Here is a 24,499-nt window from a genome sequence, read left to right as displayed (position 1 = left end):
CGAGTCGGGGACAGGGCCCTAAAATTTGAGTTACTTAACGGTAATTAGCGTTTGTAATGTCCGTGATGCGTCATCATCACTGCGTCTTTGGAGCGTGAGAGACCTTGGCCGGATCGGCTGACTTCGACCTGTACCGCCCGTCCGAGGAGCACGACATGCTCCGCGACGCCGTCCGCTCCCTGGTCGAGGCGAAGATCGCGCCGTACGCCGCCGCGGTGGACGAGGAGGCCCGCTTCCCGCAGGAGGCACTCGACGCGCTGGTGGCCAACGACATGCACGCCGTGCACGTCCCCGAGGAGTACGGCGGCGCCGGCGCCGACGCGCTCGCCACGGTCATCGTGATCGAGGAGGTGGCCCGCGCCTGCGTCTCCTCCTCCCTGATCCCCGCGGTGAACAAGCTGGGCTCGCTCCCCGTGATCCTCTCCGGCTCCGAGGAGCTGAAGAAGAAGTACCTGGGCCCGCTGGCCAAGGGCGACGCGATGTTCTCGTACTGCCTCTCCGAGCCGGACGCGGGTTCGGACGCGGCCGGCATGAAGACCAAGGCGGTCCGCGACGGCGACCACTGGATCCTCAACGGTGTCAAGCGCTGGATCACCAACGCGGGCGTCTCCGAGTACTACACGGTCATGGCCGTCACCGACCCGACCAAGCGCTCCAAGGGCATCTCGGCCTTCGTGGTGGAGAAGTCGGACGAGGGCGTCTCCTTCGGCGCCCCCGAGAAGAAGCTCGGCATCAAGGGCTCCCCGACCCGCGAGGTCTACTTCGACAACGTCCGCATCCCCGCCGACCGCATGATCGGCGAGGAGGGCACGGGCTTCATGACGGCGATGAAGACCCTGGACCACACCCGCATCACCATCGCCGCCCAGGCGCTCGGTGTCGCGCAGGGCGCCCTGGACTACGCCAAGGGCTACGTCCAGGAGCGCAAGCAGTTCGGCAAGGCGATCGCCGACTTCCAGGGCATCCAGTTCATGCTCGCGGACATGTCGATGAAGATCTCCGCCGCCCGCGCCCTGACCTACCAGGCCGCCGCCGCCTCCGAGCGCGGCGACGCCGACCTGACCTACCTGGGCGCCGCCGCCAAGTGCTTCGCCTCGGACGTCGCCATGGAGGTCACCACCGACGCCGTCCAGCTCCTCGGCGGCTACGGCTACACCCGCGACTACCCGGTCGAGCGCATGATGCGCGACGCCAAGATCACCCAGATCTACGAGGGCACCAACCAGGTCCAGCGCATCGTCATGGCGCGCAACCTGCCGTAACGGCGCACGCATGACCGGAAGGCGTCCCGCGGGGCGCCTTCCGTGCGTTCGGGCGGCCTTACGACCGGTCGGTCACATGCGAGGGCGGTCCTGGCGACGTAGGACGGAAGCACACGGGACCCATGCACAGGGTCCCCCTGCTCCGAGGAGGAGCCATGGCCCAGCCCGGAACGACGATGCCCGCCATGACCCAGCAGATGCAGGACTGCATCGAGGCCTGCATGAACTGCCACAGCGTCTGCGAGGAGACCATGAGCTCCTGCATGCAGCAGGGCGGGCAGGCGCAGATGCAGATCATGCGCGCGCTCATGGACTGCTCCGAGACGACCCGGATGTGCGCCGACATGATGATGCGCCGCTCGCCCATGTCGGGCGAGATGTGCGCGATGTGCGCCAAGGCGTGCGACATGGCCGCCGAGGCGTGTATGGCCATGCCCGACGACCCACAGCTGATGCGCTGCGCGGAGGCGTGTCGCACGTGCGCCCGGATGTGCCGCGCGATGGCCATGTGACCACGGCGGAGGGCGGCCGGTGTTGCCGCACGGGGGCCTGCCCGCCCGCGCGGCGGCCCGGCCGCCCCTGTCGCGCCGTCCTGGCTAGCTGCCGGAGACCGTGATCTTCTGGTCGTTGTTCAACTCGTCCACCAGCGTCTTCACCTTCGCCTTGTCCCAGACGAGGTTGCCGCCGGTGGAGCCGGAGATGGGCATGTTCATGGACGTGCCGTCACCGCCGTTGACGCCCTTCATGGCCCAGAACATCGAGGCCAGGTCCCACAGGGACATGTCCTTGTCCACGATCAGCGAGTCCAGACCCGCGCCCATGGTCGGATAGAACCTGAACGGGTTCAGCACGGTCGAGGGCGTCGCCACCTCGTGGGCCAGCGCCGACAGGAACTTCTGCTGGTTCTTGGTCCGCTGCAGGTCGGAGGCGGCGAAGGCGTGCCGGGTGCGCACGAAGGCGAGCGCCTGCCGGCCGTTCAGGGTCTGCTTGCCGGCCTTGAAGTCGGCGCCGGACCACTTGTCCTTGAAGCCCTTGTCGATGTCGATCTGGACCCCGCCGACCGCGTCCACGATGTTGGCGAAGCCCTCGAAGCCGATCTCCACGTAGTGATCGATGTGCAGCCCGGTGTTGTACTCGATCGTGCGCACCAGCAGCGTCGGCCCGTCCTCGGCGTAGGCCGCGTTCAGCTTCTCCTGCCGGCCCGTGGCGGGGTAGACCTTCCCGGAGGTCGAGCCCTTGTACGAGGGGATCACCACGTTCGAGTCGCGCGGCAGCGAGATCAGCGTGTCGCCGTTGTCGCCGACGTGCAGGATCATCATCGAGTCCGTGCGCTTGCCCTCGGCGGCGCCGGTGTGCAGCTTCTGCTCGTCCGCCTTGGACATGCCCTCACGGCTGTCCGAGCCGACGATCAGATAGTTGGTGCCGGACCCCGACTGCGGCCGGTCGATCACCTTGGACAGGTCGACCTCGCGGCGCAGCTTGGAATCGGCCCAGAAGTAGGTCGCGACCGATGTGACGATCAGCACGGTCACCAGGGTGATCGCGGTCCACTTGATCCGCCGCCGCCAGTTCGGGGCGGGTCTCTGGCCTGCGCCCGGCGCGCCACCGGGGCCCCGGCCGCCGGGGGTGCCGTAGACCTGGCCGGTGTTGTAACCGCTGTCGTACTCGCTGTCGTAGCCGCCGTCCGCGTACGACGGCTGCTGCGGAACGCCGGCCCCGTACTGCGGTGCCGCCGGGCCGCGCCGCACCTGGCGCATCGCGCGGGCGCCTTCGGGCTGTGCGCCGCCACTGCCGCGTCCATAGCGGGGGCCGCGGTTGTCGTCGGACCATGCCTCGGGCCAGTCATTCATGCCGACCAGTGTGCAGGGCTCCGCCGTATGGCTTACAAGAGCTGTCGGAAAATAAGGGCGGCGCTGTTGCGAAGCTGACACAAATTCCGCGAAAGCGGCTTCGGCATAAGGTGGAGGGCATGACAGACCAGGCCACGGAGTCGGAAGCAGTGGAACCGGATATTCCGGGCAAGCCCACGTCCGCGTCGCGCACCACGCTCAGCCACATCATGACCCACAACGACACCAACCTGCTGGGTACGGTGCACGGCGGGGTGATCATGAAGCTGGTGGACGACGCGGCGGGAGCCGTGGCCGGCCGGCACTCCGGCGGCCCCGCCGTCACCGCTTCCATGGACGAGATGGCCTTCCTCGAACCGGTCCGCGTCGGTGACCTGGTCCATGTGAAGGCGCAGGTCAACTGGACCGGCCGGACCTCCATGGAGGTCGGCGTACGGGTCCTCGCCGAGCGCTGGAACGAGTCCGACCCGCCCACCCAGGTCGGCTCGGCCTACCTGGTCTTCGCCGCCGTGGACGCCGACGGCAAGCCCCGCCAGGTGCCCCCGGTGATACCGGAGACCGACCGGGACCGGCGCCGCTACCAGGAGGCGCAGATCCGCCGCACCCACCGGCTGGCCCGCCGCCGCGCCATCCTGGAGCTGCGCGAACAGCGGGCGGCGGACGGGTTCCGGGACTAGCGGACGGGTTCGGGCACCGAAATCGGAGGCGGCCGGGAGAGGTGTCCGCTCAGGCGTCCCCCGAGCAGACCACCTCGTTGCCGCGCACCACGCCCCCGGCGCCCTGCGCCGGGCGCCCCGGATCCTCGAAGCGCACCGCCCGCACGCCCTTGAACCCGTCCCCCGCGATCACCTTCAGCACCGGCCCCTGACCCGGCGCCGCGCGCAGCTCGCTGCCCGGCAGGGCCGCCGCCAGGGTCTGCGCGGAGCGGTCCCAGCGGGGGTCGTACGTGATGACGGTGGTCGGCAGCCGGGCGGGCGCGGTCACCGGCTGATGGGTGGTGGCGAAGCCGGTCGCCGCCAGCTCGGCGTCGATCCGCTTGGCCAGCCCGCTCGTGGCGGTGCCGTTAGCCACCTCGACCCGGATTCCCCGCGGGTCCGTCTCGACGGTCACCGGGGCGTCGGCGGGGTGCGGGCGGGGCGTGCTGAGCGGTTTGTCGTCGCGCAGCGCCTGGAACAGCCGGGCCGAACGGGCCGGGTCCCACTTCAGGGTCGAGCCGACGCCCTTGACCGGGTAGTCCATCCGCCCGATGGGCACGGTCGTGAACTCGGAGGACGAGGGCGAGAAGTTCCGCATCGCGCGCCCGAGGTCGAGCAGCTCGTCGGTGCCGAAGCCCACATCGGCGCGCACGGAACCGAGCACCGCGCGGGTCACGTCCCGGAAGCGCATCGGGTTCAGCAGCACCCCCGAGGACGTCGCTTTGTCGATCAGCGCGGCCAGGAACCGCTGCTGCCGCTTCATCCGGCCCAGGTCGCTCGCCCCGTCCAGGTGCCGTGAGCGCACGTACTGGAGCGCCTCACCGCCCAGCAGGGTGTGCGTGCCGGGCGCGAGGTCGAGCCCGCTGTAGCTGTCCTTCAGCGGCGTCGCCGTACAGATGCGCACCCCGCCGAGGACGTCCACGGTCCTCATGAAGCTGGAGAAGTCGATCTCCAGATAGTGGTCGATCTTCACATGCGTCATGCTCTCGACCGTGCGCACGGTCAGCTGGGGACCGCCCTCGGCGTAGGCCGCGTTCAGCTTGAGCGGGTGCGGGCCGAGCTGCCGGCCGCCGGTCTGGTCCCGGTGCGCGGGGACCTCGGCGAAGGAGTCGCGCGGCAGGCTCACCACCGTGGCCCGCTCCCGGTCCGCCGAGATGTGCACGATCATCATCGTGTCGGTGCAGTGGCAGGGCTGTCCGCCCAGGTGGAAGGCGCGCCGCTGCCGTTCGGTGATCTTGTCCCGGCCGTCGGTGCCGACCAGCAGGATGTTCATCCCGTGGCCCGCCTGCGGCCGGTTCTTCATGTCCTTGAAGGCGTCGACGCGGGCGATCCCCGCGTCCAGGCTGGTGACCACCGCGTGCCCGATGCCCGCGGAGGCGAGCACCACCACCGACAGCGTGGTCATCGCCCGCATGGCCCAGCGTGGCCGTCGTCGGGGCAGGGGCCGCGCCGTCCGCTCGGGCGGGGGCGGCAGCCGGTGGGGCGGCTGCGGGCGGCGCTGGGGTCGCGCCGGGGACCGGGGCGGGCTGGCCAAGGGACACCTCCGGACGAGGCCGTACGTGGGATCCGTGAGCACAGTAGGCCGATACGATCTCCATCCCGCGTCAGAGCCCCGGCGGCGCGCACCGGTGTCCCCCGTTCGCGGTAACGTGATGGCCCTATGAACGCCAAGTCCGACGTGCGGTTCCCCGCTGTATCCGTGATCATGCCCGTCCTCAACGAGGAGCGGCATCTGCGCGGGGCCGTCCAAGCGATCCTCGCGCAGGAGTACGGCGGCGAGATGGAGGTCGTGATCGCCCTGGGTCCGTCCACGGACCGCACGGACGAGATCGCCGCCGCGCTCGTGGCCGAGGACCCCCGCGTCCACACCGTCCCGAACCCGACCGGCCGCACCCCCGCCGCGCTCAACGCGGCGATCAAGGCATCCCGGCACCCGATCGTGGTCCGCGTCGACGGCCACGGCATGCTCTCGCCGAACTACATCGCCACCGCCGTGCGGCTGCTGGAGGAGACCGGCGCGCAGAACGTCGGCGGCATCATGCACGCCGAGGGCGAGAACGACTGGGAGCACGCGGTCGCCGCCGCCATGACCTCCAAGATCGGTGTCGGCAACGCGGCCTTCCACACCGGCGGCGAGGCGGCCCCCGCCGAAACGGTCTACCTCGGGGTCTTCCGCCGCGAGGCGCTGGAGCAACAGGGCGGCTACAACGAGGAGTTCATCCGCGCCCAGGACTGGGAGCTGAACTTCCGCATCCGCGAGGCGGGCGGCCTGATCTGGTTCTCACCGGAGCTGAAGGTCTCGTACCGCCCCCGGCCCTCGGTGCGGGCCCTGGCCAAGCAGTACAAGGACTACGGGCGCTGGCGCCATGTCGTCGCCCGCTACCACTCCGGCTCGATCAACCTGCGCTACCTCGCGCCGCCGACCGCGGTCTGCGCGATCGCCGCGGGCCTGGTGGTCGGCGTGGCCCTGACCCCCTGGGGCCTGGTGGTCCCCGGCGGCTATCTCGCCGCGATCGTCCTCGGCTCCCTGCCCGCCGGCAAGGGCCTGCCCCTCCGGGCCCGCCTCCAGATCCCCGTGGCCCTCGCCACCATGCACATGTCCTGGGGCTGGGGCTTTCTGACCAGCCCGAAGTCCCTGGCGAAGCGGGTCATCGCCTCGCGCCGCCCGGTGGTGCGGAGCGCCGCCTGACGGACGCGGGTGTCGGGCGGAAAAGGCGGGGCCCCTCCGGGAAGGAGGGGCCCCGCCTCGTCGGTGCCGGTGCGGCGTTCACCACTGGTACGGCTTGTACACGTCCATGCAGCCGCCCTTGTCCGCGCCGTTGATGGCGTCGGCGTTGGACGGGAGGTCGCCGGCCTTGGGCTTGGCCTGCTTCGGGAAGGCCGTACCGGTGCGCCAGTCGGCGCCCAGCAGCAGGGTGACGCCGGAGACCGAGGTGGACTGCTTCACCGCGGTGGCCGGCAGGCCCAGCGCCTTGGCCACGCCCTGGGCGTCGCCCTGGAGGTCGGCGCTCGGGTACTCGATCACCGTCTTGTCCTGCGGCGCCGGGGGCGCGGTGTCGGCCGTCGCCCTGCTGTAGCCGTCGGCCGCGAGCGCCTCGGCGATGGTGCGGGCGCGGCCGGGGACCGCCGCCTCGGTGGCCGAGCCGGTGCCGTTCTGGACCAGGACGCCGAGCCTGGACGGATCGGTGGAGGGCGACTTCGACGCCTCCGGCTTGTCCGCGGCCTGCTTGGAACCCGACGCCCCGCCGTTCTTGTCGAGCGGGATGTCGTCCCGGAGCATCTCCCAGAGCTTGCTCGCGTCGGTCGTGTTCGGGATGACGTGGTTGTCGGGATCACGCGGATCCGGCACGTTGGGCATCGTCACGCTCGTGATGCGGTCCGACGGCACGGACTTCATCTCCATGCCGAGGTCGTAGAGCTTCTTGACCGTGCCGATCTCCTCGGAGACCTTGAGGGACTTGATGGCCGCGTCGGACAGGTCCATCAGGCGCCCGGTGTCGGTGAACACGCTCTGCGACTTCAGCGTGCGGAGCATGGAGTTGAGGTACATGTGCTGGGCACGGGCCCGCATCAGGTCGCTGCCCCAGGCGTGCCGGGTGCGCAGCCACTGGAGCGCCTGCACGCCCTTGACCTTGTGCGTCCCGGCGGTCAGCTTCAGCCCGGAGCCGCCGCGCTGGGCCGCGGTCGGGCGGTCCCAGACGTTCTGCTTCACACAGACGTCGACGCCGCCGATGGCGTCCGCCATCCTCACCACGCCCGCGAAGTCGATCGTCATCCAGTGGTCGATGTAGACCCCGGTGAGGTTCTCCCAGGTGGCCAGTGTGCAGCCGGCGCCGCCCCGGCCGAGAGTGGTGTTGATGATGTCGTCGGTGGCCGGATAGACCTTGCCGGTGTCCGGGTCCGTGCACTTGGGGATGTCGACACGGGTGTCGCGCGGGATGCTCACCATCGCGGCGCTCTTGCGGTCCGCGGATATGTGGATGAGCATCTGCACGTCCCCGAGCGGCGGGTCGCCGACGCTGCTCTTGCTGCCGCCGAGCTTCAGGTTCTCCGCCGAGTTACGGCTGTCCGAGCCGATCAGCAGGATGTTCAGCGGGGTCTGTCCGGCCGCGTTCGGGGCGGTCTTCTGCGCCTTCGCGTCACCGCTGTTGCGCTCGCCCTTGCGTATGCTGGCGTTCAGATGCTCGTAATAGAGGTATCCGGCGCCCGCCGTGCCGAGTATGACCACCGCGAGGATCGTCGCCGACCAGCGCAGCGCGCGCCGGCGACGCCGCCGGCCGGCCGTGGCGCCTCCCGGACCGTCCGGACCTCCTGAACCCGAGCCCCCCTTGCGCCGCCCGCCGTGCCGTCCGGCACTCGCTTCCGGGTTCGCCGTCCGCGGGTTGAGCGCCATCGTGTCGTCCACTTCGGCAGCGTCACCCCGCACTTCGCTCTGCGCCACTTTCCCTGCCCTCCCCGCCCTTTTGCGCCATGCGACGGGCCCGTCCCGCGCCGAGTAGTTAGACGCACGACGGGCCCGCAGGGTTACCTATGAGGCGCACTTAACCTCGTTGGCCGTTGACTTGTCGACCTTCGGCGCCTTGTCCGGGGCGGCGATCGGCGTGCCCGCGCCCTTGAAGTCCTTGCCCAGGGTCAGGGTCATCGCGGGCAGTCCCTGGGAGTTGACGACGCTCGAACCGGGCTTGAGCGCCGAGCCGGGCAGCCCCATCAGCGCGGCCAACTCCCGTGCCTGCGCGGCCTGGTCGGGTGCGTATTCCAGCGTGGTCTGCCGCAGCCCGGCCGGGGCGTTGCCCGCGTTCTCCGACTTCAGCACGCCCTCGGTGTTCTGCAGCCAGTCGAGGACCGCCTGCGCGCTGCCCGGCGCCGCCTCGCTGTTGAGGATGCGCACACGTACGTCGCCGGGCGCGGACCTGGTGCCCTTGAGCCGGGCGGCCTGCGCGTCCTTGGCGGCCTTCTCCTTGCGCTTGACGTCGGTGAAGGACACGTCGTTCTGTATGGCCTGGAAGACCGCCGGCGCCTCCGCCTGGTTGAGCACCACCGTCGCGTGGACCTTCTCGGCGGGGTTGTCCACCACCGGCACCGTGGTGAAGGTGATGTTCTTCGGCGGCACCTTCTTGAGTTCGAGCGCCATGTCCTTCAGCGTGTTGATGCTCTTTATGCCGGTGTCGACGGTCAGCGCCTTGGTGGCCGCCTCCGCGAGGTCCATCACCTTCGAGGGGTTGGTGAGGGTGTCGCTGGAGGACATCTTGCGCATCAGCGAGCCCAGGAACTGCTGCTGGACCTTGATGCGGTCCAGGTCGCCCTGGTTGCCGAAGCTGTGCCGGGTGCGCACGAAGGCGAGGGCCTGCTCGCCCTCCACCACCGACTTGCCCGCCGGCAGCTTGAGGTGGGACTCCTTGTCGTCCACCGGGTGCGCGACGCACACCTCGACGCCGCCCACGGCGCTGGTCAGCGTCTTCACCGCGTTGAAGTCGGCCATCATGAAGTGGTCGACGTGTATGCCGGTGACCGCTTCGACGGTGCGCATGGTGCAGCCCGGATCGCGGCCGTCCTGGCCGAGGCTGGTGTTGAAGCGCACGTTGTCCGTGCCGGGGATGACCTTCTTGCTGCCGTCGGGCTGGATGGTCGCGCAGTCCGGGACGTTCACGATCAGGTCGCGCGGGATGCTCAGCGCGGTCGCGTTCGTCCGGTCCTTCGAGACGTGCAGCAGGATGTTGGTGTCCGCGTGCCCCACGCTGCCCGAGTCGCCGTAGCCCTCGTTGCCCTTGCCGGTGCGCTTGTCGGTACCGATGATCAGCAGGTTGAAGGCCTCGTCCTTGCTGAAGCCCTTGGAGCCCGCGTCCCCGACGTCGGTGGCGCTGATGTTGCCTTCGAGGTGCTTGAGATACAGGTATCCGGCGGCGCCGACCGCGACCAGCGCGAAGGCGGTGCCGCCGGCGGTCCACGCCAGCACCTTCTTCGCCTTCGACTTCTTCTTCACCGGCCGCCGGCCGCGCCGCCCCGGTGCGCCCTCGGGCTCGGTGGTACGGCGCCGGGAGGTCCTCGGCGGCGGCACGTTCCCGGCGCGCGCCTTGTCCCCGGCGCGGGAGCCCTCTCGGGTACGGCCCCCGTCCCGGGCCCGCGTCCCGTCCTGGGTGCGTGTCCCGCCCCCCTCGCGCCCGCCGTCCTGCGCGGGCACCGTGCTCATCTCGCGGGTCTCACCGGGCGCCATGTCGTTGCGCCGGCGGCGCCGGGGTCCGTCTCCGTCCTGGGCGGACGGCTTGCGCGGTCCGGGGACCGACTGCGTTCCGGAAGGAGGCAGTCGCAGTTCGTATTCGCCGGTGTTCGGATTGAGTACCCACTGGTCTGCGGGATCGATGTTCTCCGCCCGCCCACGGCCTTGCGCGTCCACGGTTGTCCGAATCCTCCGTCGGGGCCACGCGGCGCCTTCCCCCGCAAAGGCGCTCGGGTCTCGGTGAATCAGTGCACGACCCCAGGTCGGACCTCGTGGCCACGTGCACCGGATCGCTCACACTATCCGCCCAGTTCAGCGTCTAGGGGCCCCGGTGACAAATCCGTCGTCCCTACAACTGGGCAATCCGCCTCATTTTCCGAGCGGAAGCCGGACGACGCGGTGAACGCCTTAGGCACAGCCCTGCTCGGCGGCCGTGTTCCCGGCGTAGGTGGGCGCGGGGGAAGGGCTGCTCTTGGTGTCCTTCCGCGGCGCCGGCGGCTTCTCGGACGCCTGCCCGGCGACCACCACCGGCTGGTCCGCACGCAGCCGCTGGAACAACTTCTCGGCCTCGGGCTCCACGAGTTGGTCGCGGTCGGCGTCGTAGACGTACTGCTCCCTCGGCACCGTCAGGAACTGCATCCGCCCGGTGGGGATGCCGCGCAGTGTCCGCACCAGCCGGTACAGGTCGCCCAGATCCGCGAGGCCCGGATCGGTGGTCAGCGAGGAGGCCGCCGCGTCCAGGACGGCGTACAGCCGCAGCGGGTTCAGCAGTACGTCGTTGCCGCGCACCCTGGTGACCAGCGCGCCGAGGAATCGCTGCTGGCGCCGCATCCGCTCGGTGTCGCTGCCGTCGCCCAGCGACTCGCGGGCCCGTACGTAGCCGAGGGCCTGCTCGCCGTCGAGCGTGACCTCGCCCGCGGGCAGCCTGAGCCGCGCGGCCTTGTCGTCGATGGGCTCCTTCAGGCAGACCCGTACCCCGTCCACGGCGTCCACCATGTCCTTGAACCCGCTGAAGTCCACGACCATGTGATGGTCGACGCGGATGCCCGTGAGCTTCTCCGCGGTGCGCACCGTGCACGCCGAACCGCCCAGCTCGAAGGCGTGGTTGAACATCGCGAACACCGGCCGGCCGCGGGTGCCGTCGCCCTGGAGGCAGTCGGGGATGTCCACCATCAGGTCCCGCGGCACGGACACGGCGGTGGCGCTGCGCCGGTCCGCCGCCAGGTGCAGCAGGATCGTCGTGTCCGACCGCTGACTGCCCAGGTCCCGCCCGTAGCGGGAGTTTCCGTCCCCGGCCCGGCTGTCGGACCCGATCAGCAGGATGTTCTGCGCGCCGGGCGCCACGACCGCGGGCCGCTCGCGCGCGTACCGGCCCAGCTCGGCGGCCGCCGCGTCATCGGCCCGGATATGGGCACTGAGCCGGGCGTACGCCGCCCACCCCGCCCCGACGGCCGCCACCACCAGGAGCGCCGCCCCGAGCCCCGCCCCCTTGGCCCACCGCCGCCGACGCCGCCGCGCCAGCCCGGCCCCGGTCGCGGACGACCCGTCGGCGGGAGCGGGGGAGTGGATCATGGCGTCGGTCCCTCGGGGTGCGGGAGGTGCTTCCTGGTACTCCTACGACGATGGGCGGAAGGGCGCAGCGGGGCGCCCGCTGCTACTCCAAGGGGAGGACGCACCGCTACCCGAGGGGCGCGGGGACGCGCGCGACAGGCCACGACGCACCGGCACCCGGCATCCGGCCGCCGTCATCCGCGCGCGGTCACCGCCGTACCGCCGTCACCTTCTCGCTCTCGATCCGCTTCGCCAGCGCCTCCTCGTCCAGGCGCTCCAGATTCCGGCAGAGCACCACGGACCCCCCGCTGGCCAGCGGCGCGAACAGCCCCGCGCTGAGCCCTTCCCAGGTGTCGTACGGCAGCCCCGACAGCAGTCGCGAACCGGGCCCCGTCAGCTCCAGCCCGGCCGCGTCGGCGAGGGCCTTCTGCACGACCTCGGCCCCGCTGAACTCCGCGCCGGCCACGATCAGCGCCGACTCCCCGCCGTACGCGGAGGCGAACCGGTCGCCCTGGCCCGGCACCTCCACGGCGTAGTCGAGGAACCCCTGCGGCGGCTGCGGGAACCGACCGCCGAGCGGCCGCAGGGACAGCGCGACCCGTTCGCCCCGGCACGCCCGCGCGGCCTCCAGCGTGTCCGGGCCGCCGACGACCACGTCGGCCGCCGCGGGGTCGCCGGCCACGTCCGCGACCGCGCCCACCGAGGCGCAGGCCAGCAGCCACACCGCGGTCTGCCAGTGCGCGGGCAGCAGCAGCGCGACCCGGTCGCCGGGTTCGACGGAGAGGTCGCCCTGGAGGAGGTTCGCGGTCTTGGCCACCCAGTTGGCGAAGGTGGCGACCGAGAGTTCGACGCGTTCGCCGGTGGCATCGTCGTAGAAGGTCACCAGCGGGCGGCCGGGATCCGCGGCGAGGGCGGAAGTCAGCAGGTCGGCGGGGGTGCGATCGGTGGCGTTCACCCGGCACAGGGTACGCGCGCGCAGGCGCGCCGCGAGGGCGCGTCTCTCACTGATCTCACACCCGTCTCATGGCTAACCGCGTGGCCGTCACGGCCTCCGTCGCTACCGTCTGCATACACTGACCGGCCGATACGAGTAGAACGAGACAGTTCGGCCGGTCCCGGCAGGAAGCAGAGACGACAGGTGACAGAAGCGATCCTCCTGGTCGGCGGCAAAGGCACCCGGTTGCGCCCGCTCACCGTGCACACGCCCAAGCCCATGGTCCGGGCCGCGGGCGTGCCGTTCCTCACCCATCAGCTGGCGAGGGCGAGAGCCGCGGGCGTCGAGCACATCGTCCTTGCCACCAGCTATCTGGCCGAGGTCTTCGAGCCGTACTTCGGCGACGGCTCGGCGCTGGGCCTCCGCCTCGAATACGTCACCGAGGAGGAACCCCTCGGCACCGGCGGGGCGATCCGCAACGTCGCCTCGCGGCTGCATTCGGGACCCGACGAGCCGGTGCTGATCTTCAACGGCGACATCCTGACGGGCCTGGACATCCGGGCCCTGGTCGACACGCACGAGTCGACGGGCGCGGACGTCTCGCTGCATCTGACGAAGGTGTCCGACCCGCGGGCCTACGGCCTGGTGCCGACCGACGAGACGGGCCGGGTCCTGGCGTTCCTGGAGAAGCCGCAGACGCCGGAGGAGATCGTCACCGACCAGATCAACGCGGGCGCCTATGTCTTCCGGCGCTCGGTCATCGACACGATCCCGGCGGGCCGGCCGGTGTCGGTGGAGCGCGAGACGTTCCCCCAGCTGCTCGCGGCCGGGGCACACCTCCAGGGCATGGTCGACTCGACGTACTGGCTGGACCTCGGCACCCCGGCGGCGTTCGTGCGCGGCTCGGCGGACCTGGTGCTCGGGCGGGCGCCGTCGCCCGCGGTGCCGGGGCGCTGCGGCGACCGGCTGGTGCTGCCGACGGCGCGGGTGGCGCCGGACGCGAAGCTGACCGGGGGCACGGTGGTGGGGGAGGGCGCGTTCGTCGCCGAGGGCGCGCGGATCTTCGGCTCGACGATCCTGCCGGGGGCGGTCATCGAGCCGGGCGCGGTCATCACCGACTCCCTCATCGGCGCCCGCGCCCGCGTCGGCGCCCGCTCCGTCCTCACCGGCACGGTCATCGGCGACGGCGCGGTCATCGGCCCCGACAATGAGCTCCGCGAGGGGGCGCGGGTGTGGTGCGATGCGCGTATTCCGGCGGGGGCGGTGCGGTTCTCGTCCGACCAGTAGGTCCAGCGGGCCCGCACGACGATGGCGGGCCCCTACGGGACGGGGGTGCGGCCGCCCCCTACGGGATGCGCCCTACGGGATGCGTGGGGGCGGTGCGGGCGGATCGCCGGGTGCGGGCGGGCCGTGGCTGATCGCGCGGTTCCCCGCGCCCCTTCGGGGGCGATTGATCGCTCGGCCGCGGGCAGTCGTGCCGCGCGGGGTCCTGGGGGTCCCCCCAGCGTCCACCCCCGCCTCAGCTCACAGCAACCCGATGTCCACCCGAGGCATCTTCGGCACCCGCCGCGCCGGGGCGAGGCCGCTCAACAGGATCAGCCGGGCGGCACGATGCCGTTGCCCCGCGTACGGCTCCAGCAGACGCAGCATCTCGGAGTCGTCGGCGTACCGGTTCCCCGCCAGCACCCACCCCACGATCCCCGGCAGGTGCAGGTCTCCGACCGTCACCTCGTCCGGCGCCCCGTGACTGCGCTGCACGACCTCCGCCGACGTCCACACCCCCACTCCCGGCACCACCTGCAACCGCGCTCGGGCCTCCGCGGCCGGCATCCCCGCGGCCTGCTCCATCCGCGCGGCCACCCGCACCGCCCGCAGGATCGTGGACGCGCGCTTGTCGTCGACTCCGGCCCGGTGCCACTCCCAGGAGGGGATCAGCGCCCATGTCCGCGCCGCGGGCATGACGGACATCGGCCGTTCACCGAGCCCCGCCGGCCCCGGCGCGGGCTCCCCGAACCGCCGTACGAGCAGCCGCCACGCCCGGTACGCCTCATCCGTCGTGACCTTCTGCTCCAGCACCGACGGGATCAACGACTCCAGCACCAGCCCGGTCCGCGTCAGCCGCAACCCCGGCCGCCGGTGCCGCGCCAGTGCCACCACCCGGTGCCGGGGCACGAACGCCGCCGGATCGTCGGCCGCGCCGAGCAGCGCGGGCAGGCCGTCGAGCAGCCACTCCGCGCCGGGTCCCCACGCCTCGCCGAGCACCTCACCGCCGTACGCCCGCACCCGCAGGGTGCCCGGCCCGGCCGGGGTGCGGCACGCCCGCCACACCGACCCGTCCGCCGTCGCCCGGAACGTCGGATCGGCGGGCCCGCGTCTGAGCGGTCCGAGCACCAGCCCGAGATCGAGCGGCCCCTCGGGCACCCACCGCCGCACCCGCGCGGGCACCACGGCCTGCCGCGGTATCCCGGCCGCACCACCGCCCGCGGACACGCCGGCCTGCCCGCCGCGCACGGTGGTGCGCGTGGGCCGCTGAACGAAACGTCCTGCCACGGATCAGATCCTCAAGATGCCGGTACGGCCGCTGCACGCGGTGCCGCCCTTCGAGACTAGGGCCTCGGGACGAGATCCCCGCCTCGTCTCACCGCACCTCGATGAACGCCTGTGCGTCCCGCTCCCCCCGAGGCTTCGGCGCCTGGGCCGGGTGACCGATCGCCACGGCGCCCATCGGATCCCACTCCGGGGGCAGCCCGAGCGTCTCGCGGACCACGTCCCGGCAGAACATCGTGGACGACACCCAGGCCGAGCCGAGGTGCTCCCCGGCCAGCGCCACCAGGAAGTTCTGCACGCCCGCGCCCATGGCGACGACGAACATCTCCCGCTCGGCGGTGTCGCGCCGCTCGTCCCCGTAGTGGTGCGAGCCGTCCATGACGAGGCAGGGCACCGCCAGATACGGCGCGCCGCGCAGCACCTCGCCGCGCCGGACCCGCTTGGCGATGGACTCCTCGCTCCTGCCGTCCCGGCGCAGGTCGGCGATCCAGGCGTCCCGCATCGCGTCCAGCAGCCGGTTCCGCGACTCGGCGGATTCCAGCAGCACGAACCGCCAGGGCGTGGTGTGGTGCGGCGCGGGCGCGGTCACGGCCGCGGCCACCGCCCGCCGCACCGCACCCGGATCCACCGGCCTGTCGTTGAACGCCCTTACGGTGCGCCTCAGGGTCACGGCCTCGCGGACCGCCTCGGAGGTGCCGAGCCGGAACATGTCGTCGGCCGCGGAGCGCACCAGCGCCCGCGCGCCGGTGTCCGCCTCGCCGCCCAAGTCCACCATGCGCGCGAGGCCCCGCACCACTGCGACCGGCCGCCCCCCGGCCTTGCCCTTGACCAGGTCGCCGGCGGCGGCCAGCTCGTCCGCCGTGGCCACCACGGTGGCGGTGAGCGGATTGCCGTACGCGTCCGTGCCCCCGCGCAGATCGTCCAGCACCCGCACCCCGGCGGCGCCGATCGCCACGTCCGTCAGCCCCGCGCGCCAGGGCCGCCCGAAGGTGTCACTGACGATCACCCCGACCTCGACCCCGAGGGTGTCGCGCAGTCCGTCGCGGATCGCCCGTGCGGACGCGTCCGGGTCCTCGGGGAGCAACAGCACGGTCCCGGCGGGGGTGTTGGAGGCGTCGACCCCGGCCGCGGCCATGACCAGGCCCTGCCGGTTCTCCACGATCCGCAGGGTGCCCCGGCGGGCGACGACCCGCACGGCCTCCGCGTCGATCGCGGCCTCCCGGTCGTCGGCCTGGACGATCCGGCCCTCCGCCTTGGACACGATCTTGGAGGTGACGATCACCACATCCCCGTCCGCCAGGGCGGGTTCGGCGGCCGCGATCAGCTTGGCGAGGTCGTCGCCGGGCTGCACCTCGGGCAGCCCGGCGGGAGCCCACACCTGGAACGCGGGATGCCCCGCGCGGTTCGCGCTCACGCGTCGCGCACCTCCTCGGCCAGTGCCAGTGCCTCCCGCGCCATCTGCGCGGTCGCGGCCACGTCGGTCATCATCAGCGGCACCGCCCGGCAGCGGATGCCGTCGGCCTCCACGCGCTCCACCGACCCGGCGTCCACGGTGTCGACCAGCCAGCCGTCCAGCAGGCCCGAGCCGTAGTGCTCGGCGACCGCGGCGGCCGTGGACTCCACACCGACCGCGGCGAGCACCTTGTCGGCCATCCCGCGCACCGGCGCGTCGCCGACGATGGGGGACAGGCCGACCACGGGCACCCCCGCCTCCGCGATGGCTTCCCTGATGCCGGGGACCGCGAGGATCGTGCCGATGGACACGACCGGGTTGGACGGCGGGAAGAGGATGACGTCCGCCTCCGCGATGGCCTCCAGGACGCCGGGGGCCGGCTTGGAGTGCTCGGCGCCGACCGGCACCACCGCCTCGGCGGGCACACCGGCCCGCATCCGCACCCAGTACTCCTGGAAGTGGACCGCCTTGCGTTCGCCGTCGATCTCGACGGCCACATGCGTCTCCACCCGGTCGTCGGTCATCGGGATCAGCTTCACGCCCGGCTTCCACCGGTCGCACAGCGCCTCGGTGACCGCGCTCAGCGGATAGCCGGCGCCGAGCATCTGCGTCCGCACGATGTGCGTGGCGAAGTCCCGGTCGCCGAGCCCGAACCACTCGGGCCCGACCCCGTAGGCCGCCAGTTCCTCCTTGAGATGGAAGGTCTCCTCGGACCGCCCCCAGCCCTGCTCCTCGTTGATGCCGCCGCCCAGCGTGTACATCACCGTGTCGAGGTCCGGGCAGACCTTCAGCCCGAAGAGGTGGATGTCGTCGCCGGTGTTGCCGATGACCGTGACGTCCGCGTCCGGCGCGGCCTGCTTGAGACCGCGCAGGAACCGGGCACCACCGATGCCGCCTGCCAGAACCACAATGCGCATGGGACCCAGTCTTGCAGGAGGGTCCGACAGCGCGTCAGGCAGTCACCGGACGCGCCTCGCAGAAGGGGGAGGCACCCGCACCGGCGTGCGAAGCGGGGTGCATGGGCATCTCGGTGAGCCCCGGATAGTAGATGTGCAGGCTGACGGCCGGTTCCAGCGCGTCGTTGACGACCTCGTGCGCGTACCCCGGCGCGAACACGTGCTGGGCGCCGGGCGTGAGCGTCCTGGAGCCGTGCCGGGTGTGCTCGGTGAGCGTGCCCTCCAGGACGGTGAGGACGCCGGAGGAGCGGCCGTGGTCGTGCCGCCCGGTGCCCTGCCCCGGCACCCAGGACAGCAGCCAGACCTCGTATCCGGGGCCGGTGCGCAGCCGGTGGTACCAGCGGGTCGTGGCGTCGTAGCGCACGAGGTCCGCCCACTGGGCGCGGTCGGCGGCGATGGCGCGGGCCAGGCCCGCGAACTCCGCGACGGTGGCCGGGTGCTCGCGCGGTGGCTGCAGCAGGTGCGGCACCTCGAGCAGGTCACCGGCGATCTGGAGGTCGTTGTCGCTGTTCATGGGGTGTGCTGGTTCCTCGGCGGAGAAGAGTGGAAGCCCGGCGGGAGGGGCTGCGAAGGAAGAACGGCCGAGCCCGCGCGGGGGGCGGGGCGTCGGCGGCGGCCGGAGCGGAGACCCGGACAAGCGGGAGGGGTCGGCTCAACAGCTGGAACAGCGACAACAGCTACAGCGGGCCCGGACAGCACCGTGGGACCCGGCGGGGCGGGTCGAGGTGGATACCGAGTTCGCGAGCATGCCCCCTAGGACAACGGTTCACACCTGCACTGTCAACCGGATGCCCGCCATGTGGGACACATTTCACCTCATCCGGGTCATCTGCCCGCGGTGAGGTTTGCTGCTCGGGAAGCCGGGACACATGGGGCACATCCGAGCGCTCGACGAGCGGTGCAACGCGATCGAACGTCGGGACGTCTTTCTCCGTACAGGAGCCGTGCGGGTGCCGGAACAGGGCCGCGCGGGTGCCGGGCGGAGTGCGGCGTCCGACGGATGTCGACCGCGCGGTCGGCCGTGTGTCGGGGTTTATGCCGATTTGAACACTTTCCGCATGGCCTTGGTTCCGCAGAGTGAATAACGGGCTCAATAGCAGATCTCGGCTTGACTCGCCCGGAGCAGCACACTTGTAATTTCACTCGTGTCGTTCAGCCGAAATCGGTAACGGCTACGCACGGGGACGTGAAAGACAGACGAGGGGCGCACATGACCGAGCTGGTGCAGCAACTGCTGGTCGACGACGCGGACGAGGAACTCGGCTGGCAGGAGCGCGCGCTGTGCGCCCAGACCGACCCCGAGTCCTTCTTCCCCGAGAAGGGCGGCTCCACCAGAGAGGCCAAGAAGGTCTGCCTCGCCTGCGAGGTCCGGTCCGAATGCCTCGAATACGCACTCGCCAACGACGAGCGCTTCGGTATCTGGGGCGGCCTGTCCGAGCGGGAGCGCCGCCGGCTGAAGAAGGCCGCCGTCTGACCGCGCGCCGGCGGCGCGGGCACCCGGTACATACCCGCGCCATACCCGAGAAAACATCACGAACGGCCCGCTGCCCGTGGGTTATCCACAGGCGGCGGGCCGTCGTCGTGGGCAGCCGATAGTGTGGTCGCTCGTCCGAGACGCCCCGCTGTCCCCGCGAGCCCATCGAGGCCCTGGGGGCGCGGGTGTCCACCGCAGTCCAGCGAACCGGGGCCCGTACCTCGATGTCCGTGCACAGCCATACGGCCGCCCAAGACCCGGCCGCCGCAGCAGCGTTCGACCCAGCCCGCCAGGCGGCGTTCGATCCGGCCCGTCCGCCCGAGTTTCCGCGTCACGTCGTCACCGCCGTCCTCGTCTCCCACGACGGCGCGCGCTGGCTGCCCGACGCGATCGCCGGGCTGCTCGGCCAGGAGCGCCCCGTCCAGCACGCGGTGGCCGCCGACACCGGCAGCGCGGACGACTCCGCCCAGCTGCTGGGCGAGGCCCTAGGCGACGCGGGCGTGCTGCACCTCGCCCGCCGCACCGGCTTCGGCCAGGCCGTCGAGGAGGCGAGCCGCACCGCCCCCCTCCTCACCCCGGACGAGCTGCCGTACCTCAAGCGCCCCAGCGGCTGGGACCCGGCCACCCGCACCTGGCGCGACGACGCCTACGACCTCCCCGAACTGCCGTACGGCGAACCGATCCAGTGGCTCTGGCTGCTGCACGACGACTGCGCCCCCGAACCCGACGCCCTCGCCCAGCTCCTGAGGGTCGTCGAGAACGAACTCGAACTCGGCCGCGACGACGTGGCGATCGTCGGCCCCAAACTCCGCGGCTGGTACGACCGCAGGCAACTGCTGGAAGTCGGCGTCTCCATCGCCAACTCCGGCCGCCGCTGGACCGGTCTGGACCGCCGCGAACAGGACCAGGGCCAGCACGACCACGTCCGCACCGTGCTGTCCGTCTCCACCGCCGGCATGCTGATCCGCCGCGACGTCTTCGAACAGCTCGGCGGCTTCGACCGCCGGCTGCCCCTGATGCGCGACGACGTGGACCTGTGCTGGCGCGCCCACCTCGCCGGCCACCGCGTCCTGATCGCCCCCGAGGCGGTCGTACGACACGCCGAGGCCGCCTCGCGCGAGCGCCGCGCCGTGGACTGCGTGGGCCGCACCGCCGCCTCCCCGCACAAGGTCGACAAGGCCGGCGCCGTCCACACCCTGCTCGCCAACACCCGTACGGCCGCGCTGCCCTGGGTGCTGATCCGGCTCGTCCTCGGCACCCTCCTGCGGACCGTCGCCTACCTCGTCGGCAAGGTACCGGGCCAGGCCGTCGACGAGATCCGCGGCCTGCTGGGCACCCTGCTGCGGCCCGAGCGGATCATCGCCGCCCGGCGCCGCCGCGGCACCCCGAAGATCGGCAAGGACGAACTGCGCGCCCTCTTCCCGCCCCCCGGCGCCACCATCCGCGCCACCGTGGAACAGTTCGCGGGCAACTTCACCGGCGGCTCCGACACCGACACCACGGCCGGCCGGCACGGCGGCGCCGTGGAGTCCGGGCCCGGCGGCGACGACGCCGACTTCCTGGAGGTCGAGCAGTTCGTCCGCCTCAAGCGGATCGCCCGCAGGCCCGGACCGGTCCTCTTCCTCGCCCTGCTGGTCATCTCCCTGGTCGCCTGCCGCGCCCTGCTCGCCGGCGGCGCGCTCGGCGGCGGCGCCCTGCTGCCCGCCCCGGCGGGCGCCGGGGACCTGTGGTCCCGCTTCGCGGACGCCTGGCACCCGGTCGGCGCCGGCGGCACCCCCGCCGCACCGCCCTACCTCGCCATCGTCGCCACCCTGGCCACCCTGCTGTTCGGCTCCGCCGGAGTCGTGGTCACCGGGCTGCTGGTCTGCTCGGTGCCGCTCGCCGGATTCACCGCCTACTTCGCCTCCCGGCCCCTGGTCACCTCCCGGCTGCTGCGCGCCTGGGCGGCCATCGCCTACGCCTTCCTGCCCGCCACCACCGGCGCCCTGGCCGGCGGCCGCATCGGCACCGCCGTACTCGCCGTGCTGCTGCCGCTGATCGCCCGCGCGGGCATCGCCGCGGGCGGCCTCACCAGCCGCACCGGCGCCCGCGGCAGCTGGCGCGCCACCTGGGCCTACACCCTGCTGCTGACCATCACCACGGCCTTCACCCCGATAGTCTGGCCCATCGCGCTGATCCTCGGCCTCGGCGTGCTGGTGCTGCGCCGCGCCGACCTGGTCGCCCACGGTCTGCGCCTGCTCGTCCAGCTCGGCACCCCGCTGCTGCTCCTGGCCCCCTGGTCGCTGACCCTGCTGCCGACCGGCTTCTTCAAGGAAGCGGGCCTGGACTACGGCGCCTCCTCCGCCTCCGCGCTCGACCTGCTCGGCGCCAGCCCCGGCGGCCCCGGCACCATGAGCGGCCTGCTGCTGCTCGGCATCGTGCTCGCCGCCCTCGCCGCGCTGCTGCGCTCGCAGCGGCAGCTGGGCATCCGCACCGCCTGGGCCGTCGCCCTGACCGGCCTCGTCTTCGCGGTCCTCGCCAACCGGTCCGCCTGGGCCGGTCCCGCCACCCTCGTCTACGGCATCGCCCTGCTGGCCGCCGCCGCCCTCGGCGCCGACGGCGCCCGCGCGCGCGTGGCCGAGCAGAGCTTCGGCTGGCGCCAGCCGCTGGCCGCCCTGATCGCCCTCACCGCGGCCGTGGGCCCCCTGGCGCTCGCCGCCGCCTGGATGGTCCGCGGCGCCGACGGCCCCGTGCAGCGCCGCGACCCGGCCCAGGTGCCCGCGTTCGTCGCCGAGGACTCCACCACCGGCGACCGGGCCCGCACCCTCGTCCTGGACAGCGACTCCACCGCACGCGTCGGCTACACCCTGGTGCGCGGCGCCGGCGCCCGCATGGGAGACGCCGAACTCGCCGCCGCCGACGGCCACAACGCACGCCTGGACAAGGTCGTCGCCAACCTGGTCGCAGGCTCCGGCGCCGACCAGGCCGACGAACTCGGCGGCTTCGCCGTCCGCTACGTCCTCGTCCACAAGGGCGCGCCCCGCGACATCACCCGCGTCCTCGACGCCACCCCCGGCCTGGCCCGGCTCAGCCAGCAGAACGGCAACGCCCTGTGGCGTGTCGACCAGGAGGTCTCCCGCGCGGTCATCCTGCCCGCGGCCACCTCCGACTCCGTCGGCTCCGGCGGCGCCCAGCCGGTCGAGTCGGGACCGGTGGACATCCACACCACCGTCCCGGCCGGTTCCGACGGCCGCGTGCTGCGCCTCGCGGACAGCGCCGCCCCCGGCTGGACCGCCACCCTCGACGGCAAGCCGCTCACCCGCACCACCGTCGACGGCTGGGCCCAGGGTTTCCGACTCCCCTCCAGCGGCGGGCGGTTGGACGTCACCTACGACGAGCCGATCACCCACACCGCCTGGCTGTGGGCCCAGGGCGCGCTCGCCGTCGTCCTGGTCGTCCTCGCCCTGCCGGGCCGCCGCCGCGACGTGGACGACGACCTCCCCGAGGAGGAGCCGCCGCCCGCGCAGACCGCCACGGGCGAGGGCCGTCGCGCCCGCCGCCTGCGCGCCCAGGCCGAGGAGGAGTCCGCCGCGGAACCGCCCGCGGCGCAAGCCCCCGCAGGGGAAACCCCCATGGGGGAGATGCCCGCAGGGGACGCCCCGGACATGCCCCCGGCCCCGGCCGAGCCCTACATCCCGCACCAGCAGCCGTACGACCCCTCCTACGACGAGTCGTACGCCACTCCCTACGCCGACGCCCCGTACCCCGGCTACGGCACCGACCCCTACCAGCAGGGCGGCTACGACCACCAGACGTACCAGGCCGACCCCTACGGCACGGCGTCGTACGACCCGTACGGCTACGGCGGCACCGCCGAACAGCAGCCGTACGACCCGGCGGCGTACCAGCAGCAGGTCTACGACCCGGCGTACGACCCCGCCCAGCAGGGCTACGACCCCGCCCAGCCGCCCCACGGCACCGGCAGTGAGCGCCCCGACGGGAGCCAGCAGTGAACCGCACCACCCTGTCCTTGATCGCCGGCACCACCGCGCTGGCCGCCGTCACCGCGTTCGCCGCGCTGACCACCCCGTCCGCGTCCGGCGCCGCCGTGTCCGGCGCCGCCGCCCAACTGCCCGTGCAGCGCACCGGACTGCTGTGCCCGGCGCCCAGCGTCTCGGACATCGCGGACACGACGTACACCTCGTTCACGCCCGTCACCCGGGGCGCCCCGAGCAGCGGCAAGGCCCAACTCCAGGCCGCCCCCGCGCAGTCGGCCGACGGCACGGGCGGCACGCCGCAGGGCAAGAGCAAGGGCAAGAGGGGCAAGAAGACGACCGCCGACCAGCCGGCGCTCACCCCGAAGGCGCCCGGCACCCCGGTCACCGGCGACACCTCCGGCGCCGACACACCCGCGCTGATCGGCACCGCCGACGGGAAGTTCGCGCCCGGCTGGACCCTCCAGGAGACCACCGGGATCGCCGCCGGCACCGGCCGCGGTCTCCAGGGCGTCGCCTGCACACCCGCCGACACGGAGTTCTGGTTTCCGGGCGCCAGCACCGCGGCCAGCCGTACCGACTACGTCCATCTGACCAACCCGGACGACTCCACCGCCGTCGTGGACGTCGAGCTGTACGGCAAGAACGGCGCGATCAAGTCGCCGCTGGGGGAGAACCTCACGGTCAAGCCGCACACCAGCGAGCCGATCCTGCTGTCCACGCTGACCGACGAGCGGCAGGAGGACCTGACCGTGCACGTCAGCGTGCGCAGCGGTCGGGTCGGTGCCACGGTGCAGGCACTGGACGACAAGTCGGGCGGCGACTGGCTGGCCGCGGCCGCCGACCCGGCCGGCAGCCTGGTGCTGCCCGGCATTCCCAAGGACGCCACCGACGTGCGCCTGATCGCCTTCACGCCCGGTGGCGACGACGCCGACCTCAAGATCCGCCTCGCCTCGCCCGACGGCCTGATCACCCCGGCGGGCAACGAGGAACTGCACGTCAAGTCCGGCATGACCACCGCGGCCGACCTCGGCCCGCTCACCCGCGGCGAGGCCGGCTCCCTGGTCCTGACCCCCACCGACCAGTCGGTGCCGGTCGTCGCCGCGCTGCGGGTGGTCCGGGGCAAGGGCGCGAGCCAGGAGACCGCGTTCATTCCGGCCACCGCCCCCGTCGGCGCGCGCGCCACCGCGGCCGACAACAGCGCCAAGAGCACCACCCTCGCCCTGACCGCGCCCACCGCCACGGCCAGGGTCAAGGTCACCGCCTCGGCGGGCAGCGAGGGCGGTACGGCGGTCAGCAAGACCTACACGATCAAGTCCGGCACCACCCAGGACATCGACGCCCCGGTCCCCGCCGGCGCCAAGGGCACCTACGCCCTGACCGTCGAGCCCCTCACCACCACCCCCGTCTACGCCTCCCGCACCCTCACCTCGACCGACCCCTCCGGCTTCACCATCCAGACCCTGCCGAGCGACAGGGGCCTGGTCTCGGTCCCGAAGACGGACGAGGACCTGTCGATCCTCCAGAAGTAGGGGCCACGCCCTACGGGGGCGGGTGAACGCCACCCGCCCCCGGCGCGCGACGGCACC

General features: G+C 72.4%; 18 protein-coding genes. 8 read left to right on the top strand and 10 right to left on the bottom strand.

Annotated elements, in window-relative coordinates; genetic code table 11:
- Window positions 1–104: 104 nt before the first annotated feature.
- Window positions 105–1,262: an acyl-CoA dehydrogenase family protein gene (locus tag ACZ7EC_RS31725; protein WP_093680693.1), complete on the top strand. Its 1,158-nt coding sequence runs from the start codon at window positions 105–107 to the stop codon at window positions 1,260–1,262.
- A gap of 155 nt (window positions 1,263–1,417) precedes the next feature.
- A complete protein-coding gene (locus ACZ7EC_RS31720; RefSeq protein WP_471068311.1) occupies window positions 1,418–1,774 on the top strand; it encodes a four-helix bundle copper-binding protein in 357 nt (118 codons plus the stop codon).
- Window positions 1,775–1,858: 84 nt separating this feature from the next.
- Here the strand turns inward: ACZ7EC_RS31720 and ACZ7EC_RS31715 are convergent, their stop codons facing one another.
- Entirely contained in the window at window positions 1,859–3,112 is a 1,254-nt protein-coding gene (locus tag ACZ7EC_RS31715) for an LCP family protein (RefSeq protein ID WP_471068309.1), read from the bottom strand.
- A gap of 119 nt (window positions 3,113–3,231) precedes the next feature.
- On the opposite strand from ACZ7EC_RS31715, the gene ACZ7EC_RS31710 reads away from it, so the two are divergent.
- A complete protein-coding gene (locus ACZ7EC_RS31710; protein ID WP_471068306.1) occupies window positions 3,232–3,789 on the top strand; it encodes an acyl-CoA thioesterase in 558 nt (185 codons plus the stop codon).
- A 49-nt stretch (window positions 3,790–3,838) separates the two neighbouring features.
- On the opposite strand, the gene ACZ7EC_RS31705 is transcribed toward ACZ7EC_RS31710, so the two are convergent.
- The gene (locus ACZ7EC_RS31705) at window positions 3,839–5,341 is read right to left on the bottom strand and encodes an LCP family protein (protein WP_471068303.1); all 1,503 of its coding nucleotides are present in this window, start codon (window positions 5,339–5,341) and stop codon (window positions 3,839–3,841) included.
- A 126-nt stretch (window positions 5,342–5,467) separates the two neighbouring features.
- On the opposite strand from ACZ7EC_RS31705, the gene ACZ7EC_RS31700 reads away from it, so the two are divergent.
- A complete protein-coding gene (locus ACZ7EC_RS31700) occupies window positions 5,468–6,496 on the top strand; it encodes a glycosyltransferase family 2 protein (protein WP_471068300.1) in 1,029 nt (342 codons plus the stop codon).
- Window positions 6,497–6,574: 78 nt separating this feature from the next.
- Here ACZ7EC_RS31700 and ACZ7EC_RS31695 read toward each other — a convergent pair whose 3' ends face one another.
- From ACZ7EC_RS31695 to ACZ7EC_RS31680, 4 genes are all read right to left on the bottom strand, one after another.
- Window positions 6,575–8,200 carry an LCP family protein gene (locus ACZ7EC_RS31695; RefSeq protein WP_471068434.1) on the bottom strand — a complete coding sequence of 542 codons (1,626 nt, stop codon included), beginning with the start codon at window positions 8,198–8,200 and terminating at the stop codon, window positions 6,575–6,577.
- Between the two features lie 135 nt (window positions 8,201–8,335).
- On the bottom strand, window positions 8,336–10,198 hold the full coding sequence (locus tag ACZ7EC_RS31690) for an LCP family protein (protein ID WP_471068297.1): 1,863 nt from the start codon (window positions 10,196–10,198) through the stop codon (window positions 8,336–8,338).
- 231 nt (window positions 10,199–10,429) lie between these two features.
- Window positions 10,430–11,593: an LCP family protein gene (locus tag ACZ7EC_RS31685; RefSeq protein WP_471068295.1), complete on the bottom strand. Its 1,164-nt coding sequence runs from the start codon at window positions 11,591–11,593 to the stop codon at window positions 10,430–10,432.
- Between the two features lie 187 nt (window positions 11,594–11,780).
- Window positions 11,781–12,527: a TIGR03089 family protein gene (locus tag ACZ7EC_RS31680; protein ID WP_471068292.1), complete on the bottom strand. Its 747-nt coding sequence runs from the start codon at window positions 12,525–12,527 to the stop codon at window positions 11,781–11,783.
- Window positions 12,528–12,710: 183 nt separating this feature from the next.
- Between ACZ7EC_RS31680 and manB the strand changes: the two genes are divergently transcribed.
- Window positions 12,711–13,793 carry a mannose-1-phosphate guanylyltransferase gene (manB, locus tag ACZ7EC_RS31675; RefSeq protein WP_471068289.1) on the top strand — a complete coding sequence of 361 codons (1,083 nt, stop codon included), beginning with the start codon at window positions 12,711–12,713 and terminating at the stop codon, window positions 13,791–13,793.
- Window positions 13,794–14,030: 237 nt separating this feature from the next.
- On the opposite strand, the gene ACZ7EC_RS31670 is transcribed toward manB, so the two are convergent.
- The 4 genes from ACZ7EC_RS31670 to ACZ7EC_RS31655 form a co-directional block, all read right to left on the bottom strand.
- The gene (locus ACZ7EC_RS31670; protein WP_471068286.1) at window positions 14,031–15,056 is read right to left on the bottom strand and encodes a DNA-3-methyladenine glycosylase family protein; all 1,026 of its coding nucleotides are present in this window, start codon (window positions 15,054–15,056) and stop codon (window positions 14,031–14,033) included.
- Window positions 15,057–15,144: 88 nt separating this feature from the next.
- Window positions 15,145–16,467 (bottom strand): coenzyme F420-0:L-glutamate ligase, encoded by a 1,323-nt coding sequence (locus ACZ7EC_RS31665; protein WP_471068283.1) that lies wholly within the window; start codon window positions 16,465–16,467, stop codon window positions 15,145–15,147.
- Window positions 16,464–17,423: a 2-phospho-L-lactate transferase gene (cofD, locus tag ACZ7EC_RS31660; protein WP_471068280.1), complete on the bottom strand. Its 960-nt coding sequence runs from the start codon at window positions 17,421–17,423 to the stop codon at window positions 16,464–16,466. The genes ACZ7EC_RS31665 and cofD overlap by 4 nt, the downstream gene beginning before the upstream one ends.
- A 34-nt stretch (window positions 17,424–17,457) precedes the next feature.
- Entirely contained in the window at window positions 17,458–17,976 is a 519-nt protein-coding gene (locus ACZ7EC_RS31655) for a cysteine dioxygenase (RefSeq protein WP_471068278.1), read from the bottom strand.
- Between the two features lie 696 nt (window positions 17,977–18,672).
- Here ACZ7EC_RS31655 and ACZ7EC_RS31650 point away from each other — a divergent pair.
- The 3 genes from ACZ7EC_RS31650 (at window position 18,673) to ACZ7EC_RS31640 (ending at window position 24,442) form a co-directional block, all read left to right on the top strand.
- The gene (locus ACZ7EC_RS31650) at window positions 18,673–18,936 is read left to right on the top strand and encodes a WhiB family transcriptional regulator (RefSeq protein ID WP_003975777.1); all 264 of its coding nucleotides are present in this window, start codon (window positions 18,673–18,675) and stop codon (window positions 18,934–18,936) included.
- Window positions 18,937–19,160: 224 nt separating this feature from the next.
- On the top strand, window positions 19,161–22,928 hold the full coding sequence (locus tag ACZ7EC_RS31645; RefSeq protein WP_471068275.1) for a glycosyltransferase: 3,768 nt from the start codon (window positions 19,161–19,163) through the stop codon (window positions 22,926–22,928).
- The gene (locus tag ACZ7EC_RS31640; RefSeq protein ID WP_471068271.1) at window positions 22,925–24,442 is read left to right on the top strand and encodes a DUF5719 family protein; all 1,518 of its coding nucleotides are present in this window, start codon (window positions 22,925–22,927) and stop codon (window positions 24,440–24,442) included. The genes ACZ7EC_RS31645 and ACZ7EC_RS31640 overlap by 4 nt, the downstream gene beginning before the upstream one ends.
- Window positions 24,443–24,499 lie beyond the last annotated feature (57 nt).

This window comes from Streptomyces sp. NPDC037203 (genome assembly GCF_055605065.1).
Note: the sequence above shows the minus strand (reverse complement) of the source record. Positions and strands in the feature narration are given on the sequence as shown.